Genomic DNA, 19,564 nt, shown 5'->3' with positions numbered 1-19,564 from the left:
TAATGTTACCAGTTAAGGTGCGCACTGAAAAACGGTTCTCTGTTAGACTTCAAATTATCTCTCCTTTAATTATGGCATTGGCGATGAAAGTAATCACACAAGTTGCACAACAACGTAAAGCACTGGAAGAGGCTGTCTCTACCGCGCTGGAACTGGCGTCTGGAAAATCAGACGGTGCGGAAGTGGCCGTCAGCAAAACCACCGGGATTAGCGTCAGTACGCGTTACGGTGAAGTGGAGAACGTCGAGTTCAACAGTGACGGCGCGCTGGGCATCACGGTCTATCATCAAAACCGTAAAGGCAGTGCTTCATCGACCGATTTAAGTCCAGAGGCCATTGCCCGTACGGTGCAGGCCGCGCTGGATATTGCGCGCTATACCTCGCCAGATCCGTGCGCGGGCGTCGCGGACAAAGAGCTGCTGGCCTTTGACGCACCTGACCTGGATCTCTTCCACCCTGCGGAAGTCTCCCCGGATGAAGCCATTGAGCTGGCCGCACGCGCCGAACAGGCGGCGCTTAAAGCTGATAAGCGCATCAACAATACCGAAGGCGGCAGCTTTAACAGCCACTACGGTATTAAAGTTTTCGGTAACAGCCACGGCATGCTGCAAGGTTATGCCTCGACGCGTCACTCCCTTTCAAGCTGCGTGATTGCCGAAGAAAATGGCGATATGGAACGCGATTACGCCTACACCATTGGCCGTGATATTCGCGACCTGAAAAGTGCGGAGTGGGTTGGGGAAGAGTGTGCACGCCGCACCTTGTCTCGTCTGGCACCGCGTAAATTATCTACCATGAAAGCCCCGGTGATTTTCGCCAATGAAGTGGCGACAGGCCTCTTTGGTCATCTGGTCGGCGCGATTGCGGGCGGTTCGGTGTACCGCAAATCCACCTTCCTGCTGGATTCACTGGGCCAACAGATTCTGCCAGAGTGGCTGACCATTGAAGAACATCCGCATTTGCTGAAAGGCCTGGCGTCCACGCCGTTCGACAGCGAAGGGGTGCGTACCGAGCGTCGTGACATCATCAAAGACGGTGTGCTGACCCAGTGGCTGCTGACCAACTACTCTGCACGCAAACTGGGGCTGAAAAGCACCGGGCATGCGGGCGGCATTCATAACTGGCGAATTGCCGGACGTGGTTTAGGCTTTGATCAACTGCTCAAACAGATGGGCACTGGCCTTGTAGTCACTGAACTGATGGGCCAGGGCGTTAGTGGAATTACCGGCGATTATTCACGTGGTGCGGCCGGTTTCTGGGTCGAAAACGGCGAGATTCAGTATCCCGTGAGCGAGATTACCATTGCAGGAAATCTGAAAGATATGTGGCGTAATATCGTTACGATTGCTGACGATATCGAAACACGTAGCAACATTCAGTGTGGTTCAGTGTTGTTGCCGGAGATGAAAATCGCCGGCCAGTAATACCTGGGGCGCTGCTAGCTAAGGCGCCTCACTTCAATAAAAAAAAAGGAAGTGAGCAATGCGGAAAAAACTGCTGGCGATGTTAGCTGTCTCTACCCTTGTCCTGAGTTCGGCACATGTCTTCGCCGCCGACCTTGGTGAGGACATGGACACCCTTAATAAAAACCTTCAGGTTGTCGAAAAGTCTAATGATGTGGCAACGATCAAGGATGCCTTAACCAAAATGCGCACCGCCGCACAGGATGCGCAGAAGGCGACCCCATCGAAGCTGGAAGGCAAAGCGCCGGACAGCCCTGAGATGAAAGATTATCGTCAGGGCATGGACACGCTGATTGGTCAGATTGATGGCGCGCTGAAGCTCGCCAATGAAGGTAAAGTGAAAGAAGCGAAAGCGGCGGCTGAAGAGTTAAAAGCCACCCGCAACAGTAACCACAAGAAGTTCCGCTAAGTATCCCGAAGCGGGGCGCTTGCCCCGCTTTTCTCGTCTTACGGGATCAGCACAATTTTTCCGCTAAATTCCCGGTTTTCCAGCAAGCGATGCGCTTTCGCCCCTTCAGCCAATGGGCATTCGGTGATATCTGGCAGGGAAACATGCCCCGATTTGATAAGCCCTAACAGGCGATCCGCACGTAACTGCCGTTCTTCCCGTGACGTTAAATAAGTCCAGAGATCCGCACCCAGAATCCCGGAGGATTTCAGTAAGAAATCTGCAGGATCCACCGCCGGAATCTTCCCGCCCGACATGCCAAACAGCACCACCCGACCGCCTTCTTTCACTGCCTCCAGGCTTTGCAGCAAGGTGCTGCCGACAGAGTCAAAGACGATATCGCAGCCATCGGCATGGGTTTGCCAGGCCTCGTAGCCCACTGCCGTTTTCGCGCCGTGAGCGAGGCAGATGTCCTGCTTTGCCTTGCTTGATGCCACGGCAATCACCTCCACTCCCCGGTGGACAAGCATTCGGGTCAGCAGACGCCCAACGCCCCCGGCTGCCGCCAGTACCGCAACGCGCATGCCAGGCAACACCGGTAGCACGTCATGAAGCAGGTAATCTGCGGTCAGCCCCTGCAGCAGCACGGCGGCGGTCTGCGTACTGGTGAGCCAGTCAGGCAGACGAATCGCGTGGGTTTGCGGGACGACAACGTGGCTGGCATGTGCCAGCGGTACATCGGTAAAGCCGATACGATCGTCTGGCTGCCAGTCACTCACACCAGCGCCCACCTGTACCACACGTCCGGCACCTTCATAGCCCGCAGTCCACGGGGCTTCCCCGGCAAGCGGATAGCGCCCCTGTCGGCGGTAGACATCAGCAAAGTTCAGCCCGGCGGCAGAGACTTCAACCAGAATCTCACCTTCTCCTGGCACGGGCGTGGCGCTGTCCCGCAGGTAGAGCACATCAGCAGAGCCAAAATCATCGAAAACCAAAGATTGCATAATAAAATGACCTGATAACCAAGAATAACGTCATTATTCTTGCGGCGAAGGTGCGGATAAAGCGCTCTTTGGTATTATGATTTGATAACCAGAATTTAGAATGGAAGGTGGCATGGACTACATTAAATGCGTGGAATCCTTCGTTCGCACGGTCACGACGGGCAGTTTTACGGCGGCGGCAGATGAACTGGGCATCACCCCGGCGATGGTCGGTAAGCACGTCCGCGAACTGGAAAAACGCACCGGTTGCCAGCTGATTCATCGCACCACGCGTCGGCAGGGCTTAACGGATGCAGGCCAGCGCTTTTACCAGTACGGACTGCAAATACTGGCGACCGTGCGCGAGGCGGACGGGCTGGCAAATCACCTCAACGATAGCGTGACGGGCATACTGCGTATCAGCGCCCCCGTCACGTATGGTCACCATGTTCTGACCCCGATCCTTTCCCGCTTTCTGCAACTGCACCCCGGCGTGGATGCCGAAATGGTCCTCAGCGACCGCAAGGTGGACCTGATTGAAGAGCGCTTTCAACTGGCCGTGAGGATTGGCAACATCAACGATGACGGAATTATCGCGCTGCCACTCCCGCCGTACCGCATGTTGCTGGCGGCCTCGCCTGAGTATCTTCAGCGCCACGGTTCGCCGTCCACGCCTGATGATTTAAAACAGCACCACTGCATCAGCTTCAGCCAGTGGCGATCGGATCACCGCTGGCATCTGGAAGGGCCGGATGGTAAGCATGACATTCCGATCACGCCCCGTTTGATGGTTGATTCCGGTGAGGCCATTCGCCAGGCCGCGCTCTCCGGCCTGGGGATTGTGCTGCACTCCACGCTGACGCTACAGCGTGATATCGACGAAGGCCGGCTCTGCCCGGTGCTGCCGGATTATTTGCCGCCTGAACGGCCAATGCACCTGCTGCGCTTACCGGTCAGGCCGCCGCTGCCAGCGGTGTCTTCTTTTATCGACTTCTTTCTTAACGCATTACGCCCGGAACCCGGCACGTTTTAGGAAATATCAGTCATCCGGCTGCGATTTTCATATAAGAAACCCTTATCACTTCACACTTTCCTCCCACGCTTCGGCATTTTTTTATGCTTTTAACCGGGGGGATTTCCGCATCTTTTGGGCAAGGATGTGACCCACGTACAGTCAAATATCCCCAGACCATGAATTTATGTGGCGCAGATCACTAAAGCCTTCCACCTTTCCACTTCAAAGTGGAAAACTCCTCGCTACAAACTATTAACCTGCAACGTTAGTTTTATCCCAGGCCATTAACGGGGTAAGACGAGTGAATAACGGAGCGGTAATGAACGATGCTGGAGACTGGGCTGAGCAAACGGCAACCCTGGCCGAACGCATGCTGACGCAGGTCTACACCCTGCTGAGCCACCACGGCATCGTGCCTAACGCGGTGCAGCAACAGATGCTGACTTCTCACGTTCGTGCCATGGCGCACCGATCGGTGACTGGCGAGCCCTTGCCGGAAGTGGATGCCAGCCTGTTTGATGAAATTTCACCGGAGTCCATGAGCCTCGCACGTGATGTGGTGGCGGAATTCGGCAACCTCCCGGAAGAAGAAGCCTGGCTGCTGTCGGTGCACTTCGAAGTGGCAAAAGACAACCTTTAAGGAGCGAACAATGGAACAGATTACTGTCGTGATTGGCGACCGCCTGGGTAAAGGCCAGAAAGTGGCAGCAGGTGTGGAAAAAGCAGGTGGCCGTGCCGTGGTAGTACCGGGTGTGGCGGCGGATATGAAGCTTGGCGACATGATGAAAGCAGAAAATGCCACCTTTGGCATCTCCTTCTGTGGCAGCGGTGGTGCGGGTGCGATCACCGCACAGACCAAATATGGCTACAAAGCCAAATACGGCATGCGCTCAGTGGAAGAGGGAGTGACCGCCATTAACGAAGGCTGCACGGTGCTGGGCTTCGGCTTTATGGACAAAGAAGAGCTGGGCGAGCGCCTGGTGCAGGCGTGGCAGAAAAAATACGGCGCATAACCATGAAAGAACAGTTCACCACCACGGTCAGGGTTAAAGGTAAAGGCGAGTCGAAAGCACGCGCCTTCTCCGATGCGCTGAACCACGTTCAGGCCGCGGTGATGAAAGCGTCGCCGCATATTTTACTGCGTATTGAGCCACAGGATGTGCAGGTTGTTCATGCGCAGGAAACGGCGCGGAAAGAGGCGTTTTTGTTCATCTTTCTGCGTCGGGAAAGACGTGCGTACAGCGTGGAGCTGGACGTGACCGTCAACGTGACCGCCATCAATCTCGACAAGGTGGATTTTGTCACGCAACGCTGATTTTTACTGAAAGGGCAGACTGATGTTCTTAATCATACTAATAAAATCGCTCATCATCGGTGGCCTCGTGGGCGTCGGCGTGGGCGCTGGGGCTGCACGCATGTTTCATGCGCCGACCACGCAAGGGATGGGCGCATTTCGTACACTCGGCGAGCTGAACTCCTGCGAAGGGGATCCGGCTTCACACTTCTCCTTTGGTTTAGGATTCTTCTTCAACGCCTGGGCCTCGTCCGTGGCGGCGGGTTCCTTCACCCAGGACGTTGACCATCGCATCATCCCGAACTGGGGCGCGGCGGCTTTGATGGTGAAAAACCGCAACGTCGGCGAAACCCTGCACGATCCGAAAAAGATGGCTATCGCCTGCGGCCTGATCGGCATGCTGGTCGTGACCTTCCTTAACCTGACGGCCTCCTCCGTTCCGGCGGCTCTACAGGTGACGGCGGTGAAGGTACTGGTGCCTGCGGCCAACCTGCTGGTCAACACCGTGATGCCGGTGATTTTCTGGCTGGCGGCCATCGACGCGGGTAAAAAATCCGGCTTCTGGGCCACCGTTTTTGGTGGTGCAGCACAGCTCATCATGGGAAACGCCGTACCGGGTCTGGTGCTGGGCATTCTGATTGGTAAAGGTGTGGAAGAGAGCGGCTGGCACCGCGTCACCAAAGTGATGATGAGCGCCATTGTGGCTCTGTTTGTCCTGAGTGCCTTCTTCCGCGGCTTCGATCTGAAGATGATCGAGTCCTTCCACCTGAGCGCGCCGAACTGGCTGGAGCTCATCCATAACTCGCTCAGCGGCAAGTAAGGAATGACCATGGAACAGAATAAAGGTTTTTGGTACGCCGACTGGTCATTCCCGATCTTCGTTGGCTTGCTTTCTTCCGGCGTCTTTGCCGGGACGCACATGTACTACCTCTACGGCATTGGTGCGTTTAACGAAGTGGCCTTCGTGGCGATGCTGAAGGCCGGAATTGATACCGGGGCTTACGGCGCGGTGGCGGCGTTTGGCGCGAGCTTCCTGTTTGCCCGCATTATCGAAGGATCGCTGGTGGGGATCCTCGACATCGGCGGCGCCATCCAGACCGGCGTGGGCCTTGGGGTTCCGGCGCTGCTACTGGGCGCAGGGATCATGTTCCCGGTGACCAACTTTATGGCCTCCCTGGCGACGGGTCTGGTGATTGGTCTGGCGATTGGCTACATCATCATCCTGGCGCGTAAGTTCACCATCAATCAGAGCGATTCGACCTACGGGGCGGACGTGATGATGGGGGCAGGTAATGCCTCCGGCCGTTTCCTCGGGCCGTTGATTATCCTCAGCGCGATGACTGCATCGATTCCTATCGGTGTCGGCTCCCTGATTGGCGCACTGCTGTTTTACATCTGGCAGAAGCCGATTACCGGTGGCGCGATCCTCGGGGCGATGCTGCTGGGCTCCATCTTCCCGATTGCACTTTGATCTGACCGGGCGCGAAAGCGCCCGTTATCACTGGAGAGACGCATGTTTGATTTACTCCTGCGCCAGGCTCGACTGGTGGATGACACGGTGACGGACATCGCCATCAAAGACGGCAAAATCGCGGCGCTGGGCGACATCGATGTGCCAGCGGCCAAAACCGTGGATTTAGGGGGCGATCACTACGTCAGCGCAGGCTGGATTGACTCCCACGTCCACTGCTACCCAAACTCACCGATTTATAACGACCAGCCGGACAGCATTGGCATTGCCACCGGCGTGACCACGGTGATTGACGCGGGCAGTACCGGTGCCGACGATGTGGATGACTTCTACGCCATCACCCGTGAAGCCGTGACCGACGTTTATGCGCTGCTGAACATCTCCCGCGTGGGGCTTATCGCGCAAAACGAGCTGGCGAACATGGCGAACATTGACGCCGACGCCGCGCGCGCGGCGGTGAAGCGCCACCCGAACTTTATTGTTGGCCTCAAAGCGCGCATGAGCAGCAGCGTGGTCGGCGAAAACGGCATTACGCCGCTGGAACGCGCCAAGGCGATTCAGAAAGAGAACGGCGACCTGCCGTTGATGGTACACATCGGTAACAACCCGCCGAACCTCGATGAAATTGCCGAGCTGCTGACTTCCGGCGACATCATTACTCACTGCTACAACGGCAAACCCAACCGTATTCTGACCCCGTCCGGCGAACTGCGGGCTTCCGTCAGCCGAGCGATTGCGCGCGGCGTGCGTCTCGACGTCGGCCATGGCAGCGCCAGTTTCAGCTTTGCGGTGGCAAAGCTGGCCATTGGTCTTGGCATTCTGCCGCAGACTATCAGCTCTGATATTTATTGCCGTAACCGCATCAATGGCCCGGTCTGGTCGCTGGCCAAAGTGATGTCCAAATTCCTCGCCATCGGCATGTCACTGCCGCAGGTGATTGCCTGCGTCACCGACCACGCCGCCGACGGCTTACGCCTGAGCCAAAAAGGGCGTCTGGCAGTGGGCTTTGACGCCGACCTGACCATTTTTGATCTCCGTAGCCAGCCGGTTCTCTTCCGCGATGCGGAAAACGACAGCCTGCAGGCTGACCAGTTACTGACGCCGCTGGCCGCTATTCGGGCGGGCAAGGGCTATATGACCGAACAAGGGAGTGCAGAGCATGCCTTCGATTTATGAGAAATATCAGTTAAAGCAAGTGATTAACGCCTCCGGGCGTATGACGGCGCTCGGTGTTTCCACGCCACGCCCGGAAGTGGTCGAGGCCGTGCTGAGCGGTATGAATCACTACTTCGAAATGAAAGATCTGGTGAACAAAACCGGCGACTACATTGCGAAATTGTTGGACGTGGAAGGGGCGACGGTCGTCTCCTGCGCCTCGGCGGGCATTGCCCAGTCCGTGGCAGCGGTGCTGGTGAAAGACAGTGACTGGCTGCTGGAAAATCTGCACAGCACGCCGATTGAGAACAACGAAATCGTCCTGCCGCGTGGGCACAACGTTAACTTCGGCGCGCCGGTAGGCACTATGGTGGCGTTGGGCGGCGGCAAGGTAGTGGAAGCGGGTTATGCCAATGAATGCTCTGCTGACCAACTGGCGGCAGCGATTTCTCCGCGCACGGCGGCGATCCTCTTCATCAAATCACACCACTGCGTGCAGAAAAGCATGCTCAGCGTGGAGCAGGCAGTCGTGGTGGCACGTAAGCATAATCTGCCACTGATTGTGGATGCGGCTGCGGAAGAAGATCTGCAGTGCTATTACCGCTCCGGGGCGGACCTGGTGATTTACAGCGGCGCGAAGGCCATTGAAGGGCCAACCAGTGGGCTGGTGATTGGCAAAACCCAGTATGTGGAGTGGGTGAAGCGCCAGACCGCAGGTATCGGGCGCGCCATGAAAGTGGGCAAAGAAGGCATCCTCGGTCTGACCTGCGCCATTGAGCATTATCTCAACGCCCGCAAAGAGAGTGGGGCGGAAATGGTCGCCAAAATGACGCCGTTTATCGACACGCTTAATACGCTCAATGGCGTCAGCGCCCGCGTGGTGTGGGATAGCGCCGGGCGCGACATTGCCCGCAGTGAAATAAAGTTTAATGAAGCCGTCACCGGTATCGCCACCGGTGAGCTGGTCAGCGCGCTCAAACAGGGTGAATACGCCATTTACTTCCGTGGCTACAAAGCCAACGAAGGGATTATCGAAGCCGATGTGCGCAGCGTCAGCGCTGAGCAACTGGACATCGTGGCAACCCGCATTGCCGAAGAACTGAACAAGGAGAAAACCGCATGAAACTGACCCCCAACTTTTACCGTGACCGCGTCTGCCTGAACGTACTGGCCGGCTCCAAAGCCAACGCCAGCGCGATTTATGAGGCGGCGGAAGGTCATGTGCTGGTGGGTGTGCTCTCCAAAAACTACCCGGACGTGACCAGTGCGGTGGCGGATATGCGCGAATATGCGGCGCTTATCGATAACGCGCTGTCAGTAGGTCTGGGAGCGGGCGACCCGAACCAGTCAGCGATGGTGAGCGAAATCTCCCGTCAGGTTCAGCCGCAGCACGTCAACCAGGTCTTTACTGGGGTGGCAACCAGCCGCGCGCTGCTGGGGCAGAATGAATCGGTGGTCAATGGTCTGGTGTCGCCAACGGGCACGCCGGGTCTGGTCAAAATCTCCACCGGGCCGCTCAGCAGCCAGGCGGCGGACGGCATTGTGCCGGTCGAGACTGCGATTGCGCTGCTGAAAGATTTTGGCGGCAGCTCGATTAAATATTTCCCGATGGGCGGCCTGAAATGCCGTGAAGAGTACCAGGCTGTCGCAGAAGCCTGTGCTCGCCACGACTTCTGGCTGGAGCCGACGGGCGGTATCGATCTGGAAAACTATGGCGAGATCCTGCAGATCGCACTGGACGCCGGTGTGCGTAAAATCATTCCTCATATTTATAGTTCTATTATTGATAAGGTAAGCGGTGATACCCGCCCTGAAGACGTCCGCCAGTTGCTGGTGATGACCAAACAGCGCGTGGGTTAAAACACCCTCACCCCGACCCTCTCCCTTAGGGAGAGGGAGAAAAGCCATGCCAAGAGGACACCGACGTGCGATTCCCCAACCAACGTTTAGCGCAACTGTTCATGATGTTGCAGAACGAGACGCTGCCGCAGGATGAGCTGGCGCAGCGGCTGTCGGTGTCGACGCGTACCGTTCGGGCTGATATCACTGCGCTGAATGCATTACTGGAAAGCCACGGGGCGCAGTTTATTCTCAGCCGTGGCAACGGCTATCAATTGAAAATTGACGATGCCACACGCTACGAAACCTTGCAGGCTGAGCGCCCGCGCACGCTGCGTATTCCGCGCAGTGGGCCGGAGCGGGTGCATTATCTGCTGCTGCGTTTTCTCACCTCGGCGTTTTCACTGAAGCTGGAAGACCTCGCGGATGAGTGGTTTGTCAGTCGTGCCACGCTGCAAAACGACATGGCTGAAGTGCGGGAGTGGTTTTCCCGCTACCGCCTGACGCTGGAGACACGCCCGCGTCACGGTATGAAGTTGTTTGGTAGTGAGATGGCGCTGCGTGCGTGCCTGACCGATTTGCTGTGGGAACTGGCGCAACAGAATGCACAGAACCCGCTGGTGACCGAAGAGGCGCTCTACCCTGGCGTGCCGGAGCAACTGGCGCGGATTCTGCACGAAGTGTTCACCCGTCATCGCATTCGCCTGACCGATGAAGGCGAACTGTTTATCCGTCTCTACTGTGCGGTGGCCGTGCGCCGTATCAGTGAGGGTTTTCCGCTGTCAGAGTTTAGCGCCGAGGATGGAGACGAAAACGTGCGCGATGCGGCGCGTGAAATAGCCTCTATGTTACAACAACTGGCGGGCAAACCGCTGGCTTCGGCAGAAGAACACTGGCTGCGGGTGCATATTGCCGGACGGCAGATGCAGGACATTACGCCGAGTGCCATCAGCGCTGACGACGATGAAGCGCTGGTTAATTACCTGCTGAGCTACATCAACACCCACTATAACTACAACCTGCAAAACGACGCCCAGTTGCATGCGGACCTGCTGACGCATATCAAAACCATGATCACCCGGGTGCGCTACCAGATAATGATCCCCAATCCGTTGCTGGATAATATCAAGCAACACTATCCGATGGCATGGGACATGACTCTGGCGGCGGTCTCCAGTTGGGGCAAATACACCCCTTATGTGATCAGCGAAAACGAAGTGGGCTTCCTGGTGCTGCATGTGGGTGTGGGTCTTGAGCGGCACTATAACATCGGCTATCAGCGCCAGCCGAGAGTGATGCTGGTGTGCGATGCCGGTAACGCGATGGCGCGGATGATTGAAGCGGTATTGCAGCGTAAATACCCGCAGATTGAGGTCACCCGCACGGTGACGCTGCGTGACTACGAACAGTGTGAAACCCTCAGCGAGGATTTTGTTATCTCCACCGCCCGCATCAGTGAGAAGGGCAAACCGGTGGTGACCATCGCGCCGTTCCCCACCGATTATCAGCTTGAGCAGATCGGCAAACTGGTGCTGGTTGATCGTACGCGCCCGTGGATGCTGGAAAAGTATTTTGACGAGAGCCACTTTCGCATTGTTCATGGCACGATGGATCAGCAGACGTTGTTTACCACCCTCTGCGGGCAGTTATGCGAAGAGGGCTTTGTCGATGCGGAATTTGTCGACTCGGTTGTTGAGCGTGAGGCGATTGTCAGCACCATGTTTGGTGAAGGGATTGCACTGCCGCACTCATTAGGATTGCTGGCGAAAAAGACGGTGGTCTACACCGTGCTGGCACCGCAGGGCATTCAGTGGGGAGAAGAGACGGCGCACGTTATTTTCCTGCTGGCTATTAGCAAGCGTGAATATGAAGAAGCGATGGCAATATACGATATTTTTGTCACTTTTTTGCGCGAGAGAGCATCCTCCAGGCTGAGCCACTGTCCGGATTTTGCTTCCTTCAAAGCGGTGGCGATGGAGTGTGTCAGCCGTTTTTAATGTGGCTGCGCGTTGAATCAACGCGCCCCACCGTTGACCAGATAATATAAAAAGGTTACTGCTATTTCTTTATTCCCGTTTTGGGAATAAGCGTTTCTTATCTTTTTTCTTCTTGCGTAGTCAATAAATAGGAAATGTGCAAGGAAGAATGATTATTTTTTATTAATAATTATTCCTTTTCTTCATTGCGGGATTTTATAGATTCTCCTTCCTTAGCCGCAATGTTTGTCATTTTGTCATTTAATATTCCCTTAATAACCGTTGCGGGTTGGCTGGCGTTAAATGACAGCTCAGGCGCACTGACCCTTTGCCCGGAGAAGGCGTCAACGGTGACCTTTTCTCCGTTTGGGTACTTCACAACTGAGACCAGACGGCCGTGGTACAGCGGGATTCCGGTCATCTCCAGCGTATAATCAGTTTTCTTTACTTCCTCCTGCTTTAATTGCTGCTCTTTTTTGATTTCGTCTGCTGATTTTGACGCGAGAGAAAGTTTGGTACTACTTTCCTCCGAGTCACTTTTTTTATTATCAGCATTTATCTCTGCGGATTTAGGTTTATTTCGCAGAGCTGACGCGCTTTCATTATCCGATAAATGAGAATCGCCGTGTGCGCCAGCACTAACGGCGGTAATTTTATCAATACCGTTCATTATCATCTCCGAAAAAATACAACGTAGTACCTGACGCCAGGAGCGTTAACGCCTCGTTGGAGTGATGAATCTGCGTTGGACAAAACGAGACTACGTCATTATCGGCAGGGCAAAAAAATTGTTTAGTAAATAATCACACCAGCTGCTCTTTCACTTTTTTTGAACGATAGGGACAAATAGTTATGCTTTCACTAAATGGCTGTTGAGATTACTCTTTTCACAGTCAGGGCAAACTTCCAGCGGGTTGTTTGCTCTCGTTTAAGGGACAGACAGGAAGCAACGCATCATGAACTCGTTTCAGCGAATTTTGAACACATTATTATCCCGTGAACAACCTGTCGCGCAGACCACAACCCCGTTGGAATTCACGACCCTTTCAGGAGGCGTTATGCCAGAGAACTACCTTGCTTTAGCGAAACAACGCAGAACCATTTATGCACTGGGCAAAGACCTGCCGCTGCCAGAAGATGACGTTGTGCAGACAATTCAGGATGCTATTAAGCAAGCGCCTTCTGCCTTCAACTCACAGAGCTCCCGTGCGCTGATTCTGTTGGGGAACGAGCACAACAAATTCTGGGAACTGGTTCGCGAACAGTTAAGAAAGATCGTTCCTGCAGAAAGCTTCCATGCTACCTCCGATAAACTCGACGGCTTTGCCGCTGCTGCCGGTTCTGTCCTGTTCTTTGAAGACCAGGATGTTGTGACCGGCTTGCAGGAGCAGTTCGCCGCGTATGCTGATAACTTCCCGATTTGGTCTGAGCATAGCTCCGGTATTGCCCAGTACGCTGTGTGGCTGGCGCTGGCCGAGAAAGGCATTGGAGCCAACCTCCAGCACTATAATCCGCTGGTGGATGCCGATGTACAGCAGACCTGGAATATCCCGGCAAGCTGGAAATTACGTGCACACATGAACTTTGGTTCGATCAATGCGCAGGCTGGTGATAAAGCCTTTATGGACGATGACAAACGTTTTATCGTTGCCAAATAAATGAGAAAGCCGCCCTTAGGCGGCTTTTTTGTCAGCGCAGGTGATGTACCACCTGATTGCTGCTCCCCCGCCAGATCAGCATCGGATCTTTCAGGTCCTGCACAAACTTCCCGTCGATCAACACGTTAATTAAATCGACCACCGCCATTTGCGCGTCGTTCAGCTCATCCATTTTGTAGCCCGTCCAGACCCAGATATCTTTGCCTACACACTCTTTGCGAATGCGTTTTACCAGCTTAAGGATATCCGGCACGTTCTGCGGATGCAGCGGATCGCCGCCTGACAGTGAGATTCCCTGGCGCTTGACGCGGGTGTCATTGAGATCGGCGATGATCTGGTCTTCCATTTCCTGCGTAAACGGCTTGCCGGAGTTTAATCGCCAGGTGCTTTTGTTGTAACAGCCCGGGCATTCATGGACGCACCCTGAGACGAAGAGGGTGCAGCGTGTGCCGGTGCCGTTGACGATGTCGACAGGGTAGTATTGGTGATATCGCATAGAAGTCGTCCAGAAAGTCGTGCGCGCTGATGCCCTCACCCCGGCCCTCTTCCACGGGAAGAGGGTTAGGGTGAGGGGGAAAGGCCGGTAAAAAAACTCAGCCGATCTGCCCATTCCCCAGGTGCTTCACGCGGCGCTTCACTTCTTCCTGCTTCCCGGCGTTAAACGGACGGGCATCCGGGCTGCCCAGGTAACCGCAAACGCGGCGGGTTACAGAGACGCGGGCGGCATCGTGGTTACCGCATTTCGGGCAGGTAAAGCCTTTGCTGGTGCACTCGAACTCACCGGTGAACCCGCACTCGTAGCACTCATCGATTGGCGTGTTCGTCCCGTAGTAAGGCACATGCTGATAGCTGTAGTCCCAGACATCTTCCAGCGCGCGCAGGTTGTGCTGGATGTTCGGGTATTCGCCGTAGCAAATGAACCCGCCACTGGCAACCGGAGGATAAGGCGCTTCGAAATCAATCTTGTCGTACGGGTTAACCTTTTTCTCAACGTCGAGGTGGAAGCTGTTGGTGTAGTAACCTTTGTCGGTCACGCCATCCACTACGCCAAACTCAGCGGTATCAAGACGGCAGAAGCGGTCGCACAGGTTTTCGCTCGGGGTGCTGTAGAGGCTGAAACCGTAACCGGTCTCGTCTTTCCACATATCAACGGCCTGACGCAGGCGTTCCACGATCGCCACGCCTTTGGCACGCAGCGCTTCGCTGTCGAACATATGCTCTTTGCCAAACAGGGCATTGATGGTCTCGTGGATACCGATATAGCCCAGAGAAATAGAGGCACGACCATTTTTGAAGATTTCAGACACGTCGTCGTCCGCTTTCAGACGCACGCCGCAGGCCCCTTCCATATAGAGAATCGGTGCCACACGCGCTTTTACCCCTTCCAGACGGGCGATACGAGTCATCAGCGCTTTACGCGCCAGTACCAGACGTTCATCCAGCAGTGTCCAGAATGCAGCTTCGTTGCCTTTCGCCTCCAGCGCAATACGCGGCAGGTTCAGGCTGATCACGCCGAGGTTATTACGCCCGTCATGGATCTGTTCGCCATTCTCTTCATACACACCCAGGAAGCTGCGGCAGCCCATTGGCGTTTTGAACGAGCCGGTCACTTTGACCACCTGGTCGTAGTTGAGAATGTCCGGGTACATGCGCTTGCTCGCACACTCCAGCGCCAGCTGTTTGATGTCGTAGTTCGGATCGTCGAATTTATGGTTCAGACCATCTTTAATGGCGAACACCAGTTTCGGGAACACGGCGGTTTTACGGTTTTTGCCCAGGCCCGCAATGCGATTACGCAGAATGGACTGCTGAATCAGACGGGATTCCCAACTGGTGCCGAGGCCAAAACCGAAGGTCACGAACGGGGTTTGACCGTTGGCGGTATGCAGGGTGTTAACTTCATACTCCAGCGACTGGAAAGCGTCATAGCACTCTTTTTCCGTGCGACTACGGGCATAGCCGTCGGCATCCGGAATCTGCCACTCAACGGCAATCTTACGGTGTTTTTCGAAGCTCTCGGTTACGAACGGTGCAAGCACTTCGTCGATGCGGTTGATGGTGGTGCCGCCATAAATATGGCTCGCCACCTGAGCGATGATCTGTGCGGTGACAGCGGTGGCGGTGGAGATGGATTTTGGCGGCTCAATTTCCGCGTTACCCATTTTAAACCCGTGGGTCAGCATGCCTTTCAGGTCGATCAGCATACAGTTGAACATCGGGAAGAACGGCGAGTAATCGAGATCGTGATAGTGAATGTCACCACGCTCGTGCGCCAGTACCACATCACGCGGCAGCAGGTGCTGGCGGGCGTAATGCTTGGCAACGATACCGGCCAGCAGGTCGCGCTGGGTCGGGATCACTTTACTGTCTTTGTTGGCATTTTCATTCAGCAGTGCAGAGTTGGTCTGCTCAACCAGACCGCGAATTTCCTGGTTCAGACGACCCCGTTTTTCACGCGCGATATCGCGGTCGTGACGGTATTCGATATAGGCTCGAGCCAGTTGCTTGTGTGGACCAGACATCAGCTGGTTTTCGACCGCAGTCTGGATCTCGCCAATATCAACCTGAGTACGGTTGTGCATCTGCTGACTGACAACTTCTGCGACGGTGGCGCAATAGTCTGCGTCATCGACTCCCGCTGCTTTAGCTGCACGCAAAATTGCTTCTTGAATGCGCTCTGACTTGAACGGCACTTTCTTGCCATCACGTTTCATCACATGCGGTGTCATGATCACTCCATTTTAAAAACAGGTTATCCACAGAGGTGAGGAAGTATTCACAAGCGCTATTTGTTGCCGCGACAGTGAGTTCCCCGAATCCCGACCCTTGTTATCCACAATTCCGGCCAGCGTCGTTGCCGTTACCTTGTTGGAATAATAGACGATTAATACAATATGTTGGGTCGGCGTGCATTCTAAGTTCTATATATAGTGATTTGCATCAAACATGTTTGCGATTTTTTTGATTCAGAACAAAGTAAAAAAGAGAGAGTACAAAGGACGGGCGCTGGCGGGGATTGTAAATTGTCGGCAGAAAATTCTGATTAATTATTCAGCAAAAACAGTGTGGTAATAGTGGATTGCCCGACAGACTGAGACCTGCCGGGCAGGGGGATTATGCGTCGCTCAGCAACCACCAGACGGCTTCAAACGGACGCAAGGTCATATCGCCATGGGCAAGGGACATTTCCGCGTAGTTGCTCATCAGCACCTGCCAGTGGCCGGGCTGGCTACCTGGCTGCCAGTGCTGGAATTCGCGACTGAGATTAGCGGCCACTACCAGCGTCTGTCCGTTGTACTGACGGCGGTAACACCATAAATGTGGATGTTCCGGCAGCAGATCCTGATAGTCACCCCAGGTCAGCACGGACTGGGTTTTACGCAGCGCAATCAGTTGCTGATAGGTGTAGAACACGGAATCGGGATCGTTAAGTGCAGCCTCGACGTTAACCTCGCGAGCGTTGTCGCACTGTGAAATCCACGGTGTTCCGGTGGTAAACCCGCCGTTCTCTTCTGCGGACCACTGCATCGGCGTGCGGCTGTTGTCGCGGGATTTACTGGCAAGAATCGCCAGTAGTTCATCGGCGTCACACCCAGCGGCCCGCTGGGCGGCAAACATATTGTGGCTCTCCACGTCACGATAATCGGTGATTTGCGTGAAGTGCGGGTTGGTCATGCCAATCTCTTCGCCCTGGTAGATGTAAGGCGTACCCTGCATGCCGTGTAGCACCATCGCCAGCATCTTCGCCGCCGGAACGCGGAATTCACCCTCGTCACCAAAGCGTGACACAATGCGCGGCTGGTCGTGGTTACACCAGAACAGGGCATTCCACGCCTGGTTATGCATGCCTTGCTGCCAGTGCCTGAAGAGGGATTTAAGCTCGACATAATCCGGTGCCGCCAGCGTCCATTTTTCACCGCCAGGATAGTCTACTTTCAGGTGATGGAAGTTGAAGGTCATCGACAGCTCACGCCCGTCGAGGTTGCCATACTGCTGGCAGTGTTCCAGAGCGGTGGAGGACATCTCGCCTACGGTCATCAGCCCGCGCGGCACAAACACGTCGCGGCTCATCTCCTGTAAGAACTCGTGCACCCGTGGGCCGTCGGTATAAAAGCGGCGGCCGTCGCCATCCGTATCGAACGGGAAGGTCTGATCTTTGGAAATCAGGTTGACCACGTCCAGACGCAGACCATCAACGCCGCGATCGGCCCAGAATTCGCAGACTTTTTTCAGATCGTCGCGAACTGCCGGGTTTTCCCAGTTCAGATCCGCCTGCTCCGGGGCAAAAAGGTGCAAATAGTACTGCTCGCTTTCGGCATGCCACTGCCAGGCGTTGCCGCCAAACTTAGACAGCCAGTTGTTCGGCGGGGTGCTCGGTTCGCCATCGCGCCAGATGTAGTACTGGCGATACGGGCTGGTGGGGTGCAGCGATTCGCGAAACCACGGGTGTGCGGTCGAGGTATGGTTCAGCACCATGTCGAGCACCAGACGAATGCCGCGGGCTTTCGCCTGTGCGACCAGCTCGTCAAAGTCGGCCAGCGTGCCATACGCCGGGTCGATGGCGGTGTAGTCCGCCACGTCATAACCGTTATCGATCTGCGGAGAGATATAGAACGGGGTCAGCCAGATAGCATCCACACCCAGCGTTTTCAGATAATCCAGGCGCTGGATGACGCCGCGCAAATCTCCGGTACCGCTGCCGGTCGTGTCCTGAAAACTTTTTGGGTAGATCTGGTAGATGACGCCGTTTTGCCACCATTGGGGAAGGGTATTCATAGCGATTTCCTGGTCAAAGCGAAGGGGCGCAATTGCGCCCCAAAAGAGTTAAATAATCTGCAGCGAGCCCTGGCGGAACTTACGCTGGTACACCACCGTGGTCAGCGCCATCGGCACGATAATCGCTACCGCCATCGCCAGCGAGAAGACCTGCCAGTAAGTTGGCTGGATGGAGAGGATGCCCGGCAGGCCGCCGACGCCAATGCCGTTCGCCAGCACGCCGTTCAGGCCACACAACAGGCCGGCGAGGCCGGAGCCGATCATCGCGCAGAGCATCGGGAAACGGTATTTCAGGTTGATGCCGTACATCGCTGGTTCGGTCACGCCGAGGTACGCGGCAATGGCGGCCGGAACAGAGATTTCACGCTCGTTCTGTTTACGGCTGACAATAATGATCCCCGTTACCGCCGACGCCTGAGCAATGTTAGACAACGCAATCAGCGGCCAGACCGGGGTACCGCCCATGCTCTGAATCATCTGCATGTCGATGGCAAGTGTGGTCTGGTGCACGCCGGTAATCACCAGTGGCGCGTAGAGGAAGCCAAACAGGGCGGCACCAATAGGCGCAAAGCTGCCGGTCATCAGGTGGCGGACCGCGAAGGCCACGCCGTCACCGATCATGCGGCCAAACGGACCGATAAAGGCATGGGCGAGGAAGACTGCCAGCAGCAGGGAGCAGACCGGCACGACCACCAGATAAAGGTAATCCGGTACCCATTTTTTGAGGCGCGTTTCAATGATCCCCAGTGCCAGACCCGCCAGCAGGGCAGGGATGACCTGTGCCTGGTAGCCCACTTTGGCGATGCTAAACAGGCCGAAGTCCCACACTTCTGGTACCTGTGTGCCGAGCAAATAGGCGTTCATAAGCTGCGGCGAAACCAGTGTCACGCCCAGCACGATGCCGAGGATCGGCGTGCCGCCCATCTTGCGCACCGCCGACCAGCAGATGCCCACCGGCAGATAGAAGAAGATCGCTTCGCCAATCAGCCAGAGGAAGTCGTAAACGGTTTTCAGACCAGGGTACATCTGTGCCAGCGTTTCGCCGTTGCTCATCGGCAGGTCGCCAATGACGTTACGGAAACCGAGGATCAGACCGCCGCTGATGAGCGCCGGGAGCAGAGGGAAGAAGATCTCTGCGAAATGCGAGATCAGCTGCTCGTGCCATTTCATGTTTTGGCGCGCCGCGCGTTTCGCCTGCTCTTTATCGGCAGACGCCTGACCGGTGGCGGCAATCAATGCCTGATACCAGTCGCCGACATCGGTGCCGATCACCACCTGGAACTGTCCGGCATTGGTAAAGCTGCCTTTGACCATCGGCAGCGTGTCGATGGTTTTCGGGTCAGCCTTGGCCGGTGAATTGAGGACGAAGCGCAAGCGAGTAAGGCAATGGCTCACTGTAGCGATGTTCTCGCGCCCGCCGACCAGCTCAATAAGCCGGGTAATATCTTCTTGTCTGACTTTGCTCATCGTAGTGTCCCGCTGAGAGAAAATAATGACTGCTGATGAATGAGCGCAGCATATCCATTGACTGAATAACTGAAAATGG

General features: G+C 55.5%; 19 protein-coding genes. 13 read left to right on the top strand and 6 right to left on the bottom strand.

All coding sequences use genetic code 11. From position 1 onward, the window contains the following. Window positions 1-71 precede the first annotated feature (71 nt). Both pmbA and cybC read left to right on the top strand, forming a co-directional pair. Window positions 72-1,424: a metalloprotease PmbA gene (gene pmbA / locus AC5JPW_RS12355; RefSeq protein ID WP_494241220.1), complete on the top strand. Its 1,353-nt coding sequence runs from the start codon at window positions 72-74 to the stop codon at window positions 1,422-1,424. 58 nt (window positions 1,425-1,482) lie between these two features. Continuing rightward, window positions 1,483-1,872: a cytochrome b562 gene (gene cybC / locus AC5JPW_RS12350; RefSeq protein WP_494240610.1), complete on the top strand. Its 390-nt coding sequence runs from the start codon at window positions 1,483-1,485 to the stop codon at window positions 1,870-1,872. A 38-nt stretch (window positions 1,873-1,910) separates the two neighbouring features. Here the strand turns inward: cybC and AC5JPW_RS12345 are convergent, their stop codons facing one another. Further along, the gene (locus AC5JPW_RS12345) at window positions 1,911-2,855 is read right to left on the bottom strand and encodes a zinc-binding dehydrogenase (RefSeq protein WP_494240609.1); all 945 of its coding nucleotides are present in this window, start codon (window positions 2,853-2,855) and stop codon (window positions 1,911-1,913) included. Window positions 2,856-2,967: 112 nt separating this feature from the next. On the opposite strand from AC5JPW_RS12345, the gene AC5JPW_RS12340 reads away from it, so the two are divergent. The 10 genes from AC5JPW_RS12340 to AC5JPW_RS12295 all read left to right on the top strand — a co-directional run bounded on the left by AC5JPW_RS12340 (window position 2,968) and on the right by AC5JPW_RS12295 (window position 11,605). Continuing rightward, window positions 2,968-3,867, top strand: coding sequence for a LysR family transcriptional regulator (locus AC5JPW_RS12340; RefSeq protein ID WP_494240607.1), 900 nt, complete (start codon window positions 2,968-2,970; stop codon window positions 3,865-3,867). Window positions 3,868-4,150: 283 nt separating this feature from the next. Next, window positions 4,151-4,489 carry a glycine dehydrogenase gene (locus AC5JPW_RS12335; protein WP_494240606.1) on the top strand — a complete coding sequence of 113 codons (339 nt, stop codon included), beginning with the start codon at window positions 4,151-4,153 and terminating at the stop codon, window positions 4,487-4,489. A 10-nt stretch (window positions 4,490-4,499) separates the two neighbouring features. Then, window positions 4,500-4,862 carry an SFCGS family glycine-rich protein gene (locus tag AC5JPW_RS12330; protein ID WP_494240605.1) on the top strand — a complete coding sequence of 121 codons (363 nt, stop codon included), beginning with the start codon at window positions 4,500-4,502 and terminating at the stop codon, window positions 4,860-4,862. Between the two features lie 2 nt (window positions 4,863-4,864). Further along, the gene (locus AC5JPW_RS12325; protein WP_494240604.1) at window positions 4,865-5,164 is read left to right on the top strand and encodes a DUF4312 family protein; all 300 of its coding nucleotides are present in this window, start codon (window positions 4,865-4,867) and stop codon (window positions 5,162-5,164) included. Between the two features lie 22 nt (window positions 5,165-5,186). Further along, window positions 5,187-5,963: a DUF4311 domain-containing protein gene (locus tag AC5JPW_RS12320; protein WP_494240603.1), complete on the top strand. Its 777-nt coding sequence runs from the start codon at window positions 5,187-5,189 to the stop codon at window positions 5,961-5,963. 9 nt (window positions 5,964-5,972) lie between these two features. Continuing rightward, the gene (locus AC5JPW_RS12315) at window positions 5,973-6,614 is read left to right on the top strand and encodes a DUF4310 family protein (RefSeq protein ID WP_494240601.1); all 642 of its coding nucleotides are present in this window, start codon (window positions 5,973-5,975) and stop codon (window positions 6,612-6,614) included. A gap of 42 nt (window positions 6,615-6,656) precedes the next feature. Then, a complete protein-coding gene (locus AC5JPW_RS12310) occupies window positions 6,657-7,790 on the top strand; it encodes an amidohydrolase/deacetylase family metallohydrolase (protein WP_494240599.1) in 1,134 nt (377 codons plus the stop codon). Continuing rightward, window positions 7,774-8,892 (top strand): DgaE family pyridoxal phosphate-dependent ammonia lyase, encoded by a 1,119-nt coding sequence (locus AC5JPW_RS12305; protein WP_494240598.1) that lies wholly within the window; start codon window positions 7,774-7,776, stop codon window positions 8,890-8,892. The genes AC5JPW_RS12310 and AC5JPW_RS12305 overlap by 17 nt, the downstream gene beginning before the upstream one ends. After that, a complete protein-coding gene (dagF, locus tag AC5JPW_RS12300) occupies window positions 8,889-9,629 on the top strand; it encodes a 2-dehydro-3-deoxy-phosphogluconate aldolase (RefSeq protein ID WP_494240597.1) in 741 nt (246 codons plus the stop codon). Before AC5JPW_RS12305 ends, dagF begins: the two co-directional genes overlap by 4 nt. A gap of 65 nt (window positions 9,630-9,694) precedes the next feature. After that, on the top strand, window positions 9,695-11,605 hold the full coding sequence (locus AC5JPW_RS12295) for a BglG family transcription antiterminator (protein WP_494240596.1): 1,911 nt from the start codon (window positions 9,695-9,697) through the stop codon (window positions 11,603-11,605). 169 nt (window positions 11,606-11,774) lie between these two features. Here the strand turns inward: AC5JPW_RS12295 and AC5JPW_RS12290 are convergent, their stop codons facing one another. Continuing rightward, entirely contained in the window at window positions 11,775-12,254 is a 480-nt protein-coding gene (locus AC5JPW_RS12290; protein WP_494240595.1) for a hypothetical protein, read from the bottom strand. Window positions 12,255-12,642: 388 nt separating this feature from the next. Between AC5JPW_RS12290 and AC5JPW_RS12285 the strand changes: the two genes are divergently transcribed. Further along, the gene (locus AC5JPW_RS12285) at window positions 12,643-13,242 is read left to right on the top strand and encodes a nitroreductase family protein (protein WP_494240594.1); all 600 of its coding nucleotides are present in this window, start codon (window positions 12,643-12,645) and stop codon (window positions 13,240-13,242) included. 31 nt (window positions 13,243-13,273) lie between these two features. Here AC5JPW_RS12285 and nrdG read toward each other — a convergent pair whose 3' ends face one another. From nrdG to treB, 4 genes are all read right to left on the bottom strand, one after another. Further along, window positions 13,274-13,738 (bottom strand): anaerobic ribonucleoside-triphosphate reductase-activating protein, encoded by a 465-nt coding sequence (gene nrdG / locus AC5JPW_RS12280; RefSeq protein ID WP_494240593.1) that lies wholly within the window; start codon window positions 13,736-13,738, stop codon window positions 13,274-13,276. Window positions 13,739-13,835: 97 nt separating this feature from the next. After that, entirely contained in the window at window positions 13,836-15,971 is a 2,136-nt protein-coding gene (gene nrdD, locus AC5JPW_RS12275; RefSeq protein ID WP_494240591.1) for an anaerobic ribonucleoside-triphosphate reductase, read from the bottom strand. 385 nt (window positions 15,972-16,356) lie between these two features. After that, window positions 16,357-18,018 carry an alpha,alpha-phosphotrehalase gene (gene treC, locus AC5JPW_RS12270; protein ID WP_494240590.1) on the bottom strand — a complete coding sequence of 554 codons (1,662 nt, stop codon included), beginning with the start codon at window positions 18,016-18,018 and terminating at the stop codon, window positions 16,357-16,359. A gap of 48 nt (window positions 18,019-18,066) precedes the next feature. After that, window positions 18,067-19,485, bottom strand: coding sequence for a PTS trehalose transporter subunit IIBC (gene treB, locus AC5JPW_RS12265; protein WP_494240589.1), 1,419 nt, complete (start codon window positions 19,483-19,485; stop codon window positions 18,067-18,069). Between the last annotated feature and the right edge of the window lie 79 nt (window positions 19,486-19,564).

The organism is Phytobacter sp. (assembly GCF_059074235.1).
This window is presented reverse-complemented; position numbering and strand designations above follow the sequence as displayed.

Coding starts and splice junctions, on each gene's coding strand:
- nrdG (WP_494240593.1), bottom strand. CDS start 13,738: ATGCGATATCACCAATACTACCCTGTCGACATCGTCAACGGCACCGGC.
- dagF (WP_494240597.1), top strand. CDS start 8,889: ATGAAACTGACCCCCAACTTTTACCGTGACCGCGTCTGCCTGAACGTA.
- AC5JPW_RS12290 (WP_494240595.1), bottom strand. CDS start 12,254: ATGAACGGTATTGATAAAATTACCGCCGTTAGTGCTGGCGCACACGGC.
- AC5JPW_RS12315 (WP_494240601.1), top strand. CDS start 5,973: ATGGAACAGAATAAAGGTTTTTGGTACGCCGACTGGTCATTCCCGATC.
- nrdD (WP_494240591.1), bottom strand. CDS start 15,971: ATGACACCGCATGTGATGAAACGTGATGGCAAGAAAGTGCCGTTCAAG.
- cybC (WP_494240610.1), top strand. CDS start 1,483: ATGCGGAAAAAACTGCTGGCGATGTTAGCTGTCTCTACCCTTGTCCTG.
- AC5JPW_RS12285 (WP_494240594.1), top strand. CDS start 12,643: ATGCCAGAGAACTACCTTGCTTTAGCGAAACAACGCAGAACCATTTAT.
- AC5JPW_RS12305 (WP_494240598.1), top strand. CDS start 7,774: ATGCCTTCGATTTATGAGAAATATCAGTTAAAGCAAGTGATTAACGCC.
- AC5JPW_RS12340 (WP_494240607.1), top strand. CDS start 2,968: ATGGACTACATTAAATGCGTGGAATCCTTCGTTCGCACGGTCACGACG.
- AC5JPW_RS12310 (WP_494240599.1), top strand. CDS start 6,657: ATGTTTGATTTACTCCTGCGCCAGGCTCGACTGGTGGATGACACGGTG.
- AC5JPW_RS12345 (WP_494240609.1), bottom strand. CDS start 2,855: ATGCAATCTTTGGTTTTCGATGATTTTGGCTCTGCTGATGTGCTCTAC.
- AC5JPW_RS12330 (WP_494240605.1), top strand. CDS start 4,500: ATGGAACAGATTACTGTCGTGATTGGCGACCGCCTGGGTAAAGGCCAG.
- AC5JPW_RS12320 (WP_494240603.1), top strand. CDS start 5,187: ATGTTCTTAATCATACTAATAAAATCGCTCATCATCGGTGGCCTCGTG.
- pmbA (WP_494241220.1), top strand. CDS start 72: ATGGCATTGGCGATGAAAGTAATCACACAAGTTGCACAACAACGTAAA.
- AC5JPW_RS12325 (WP_494240604.1), top strand. CDS start 4,865: ATGAAAGAACAGTTCACCACCACGGTCAGGGTTAAAGGTAAAGGCGAG.
- treC (WP_494240590.1), bottom strand. CDS start 18,018: ATGAATACCCTTCCCCAATGGTGGCAAAACGGCGTCATCTACCAGATC.
- treB (WP_494240589.1), bottom strand. CDS start 19,485: ATGAGCAAAGTCAGACAAGAAGATATTACCCGGCTTATTGAGCTGGTC.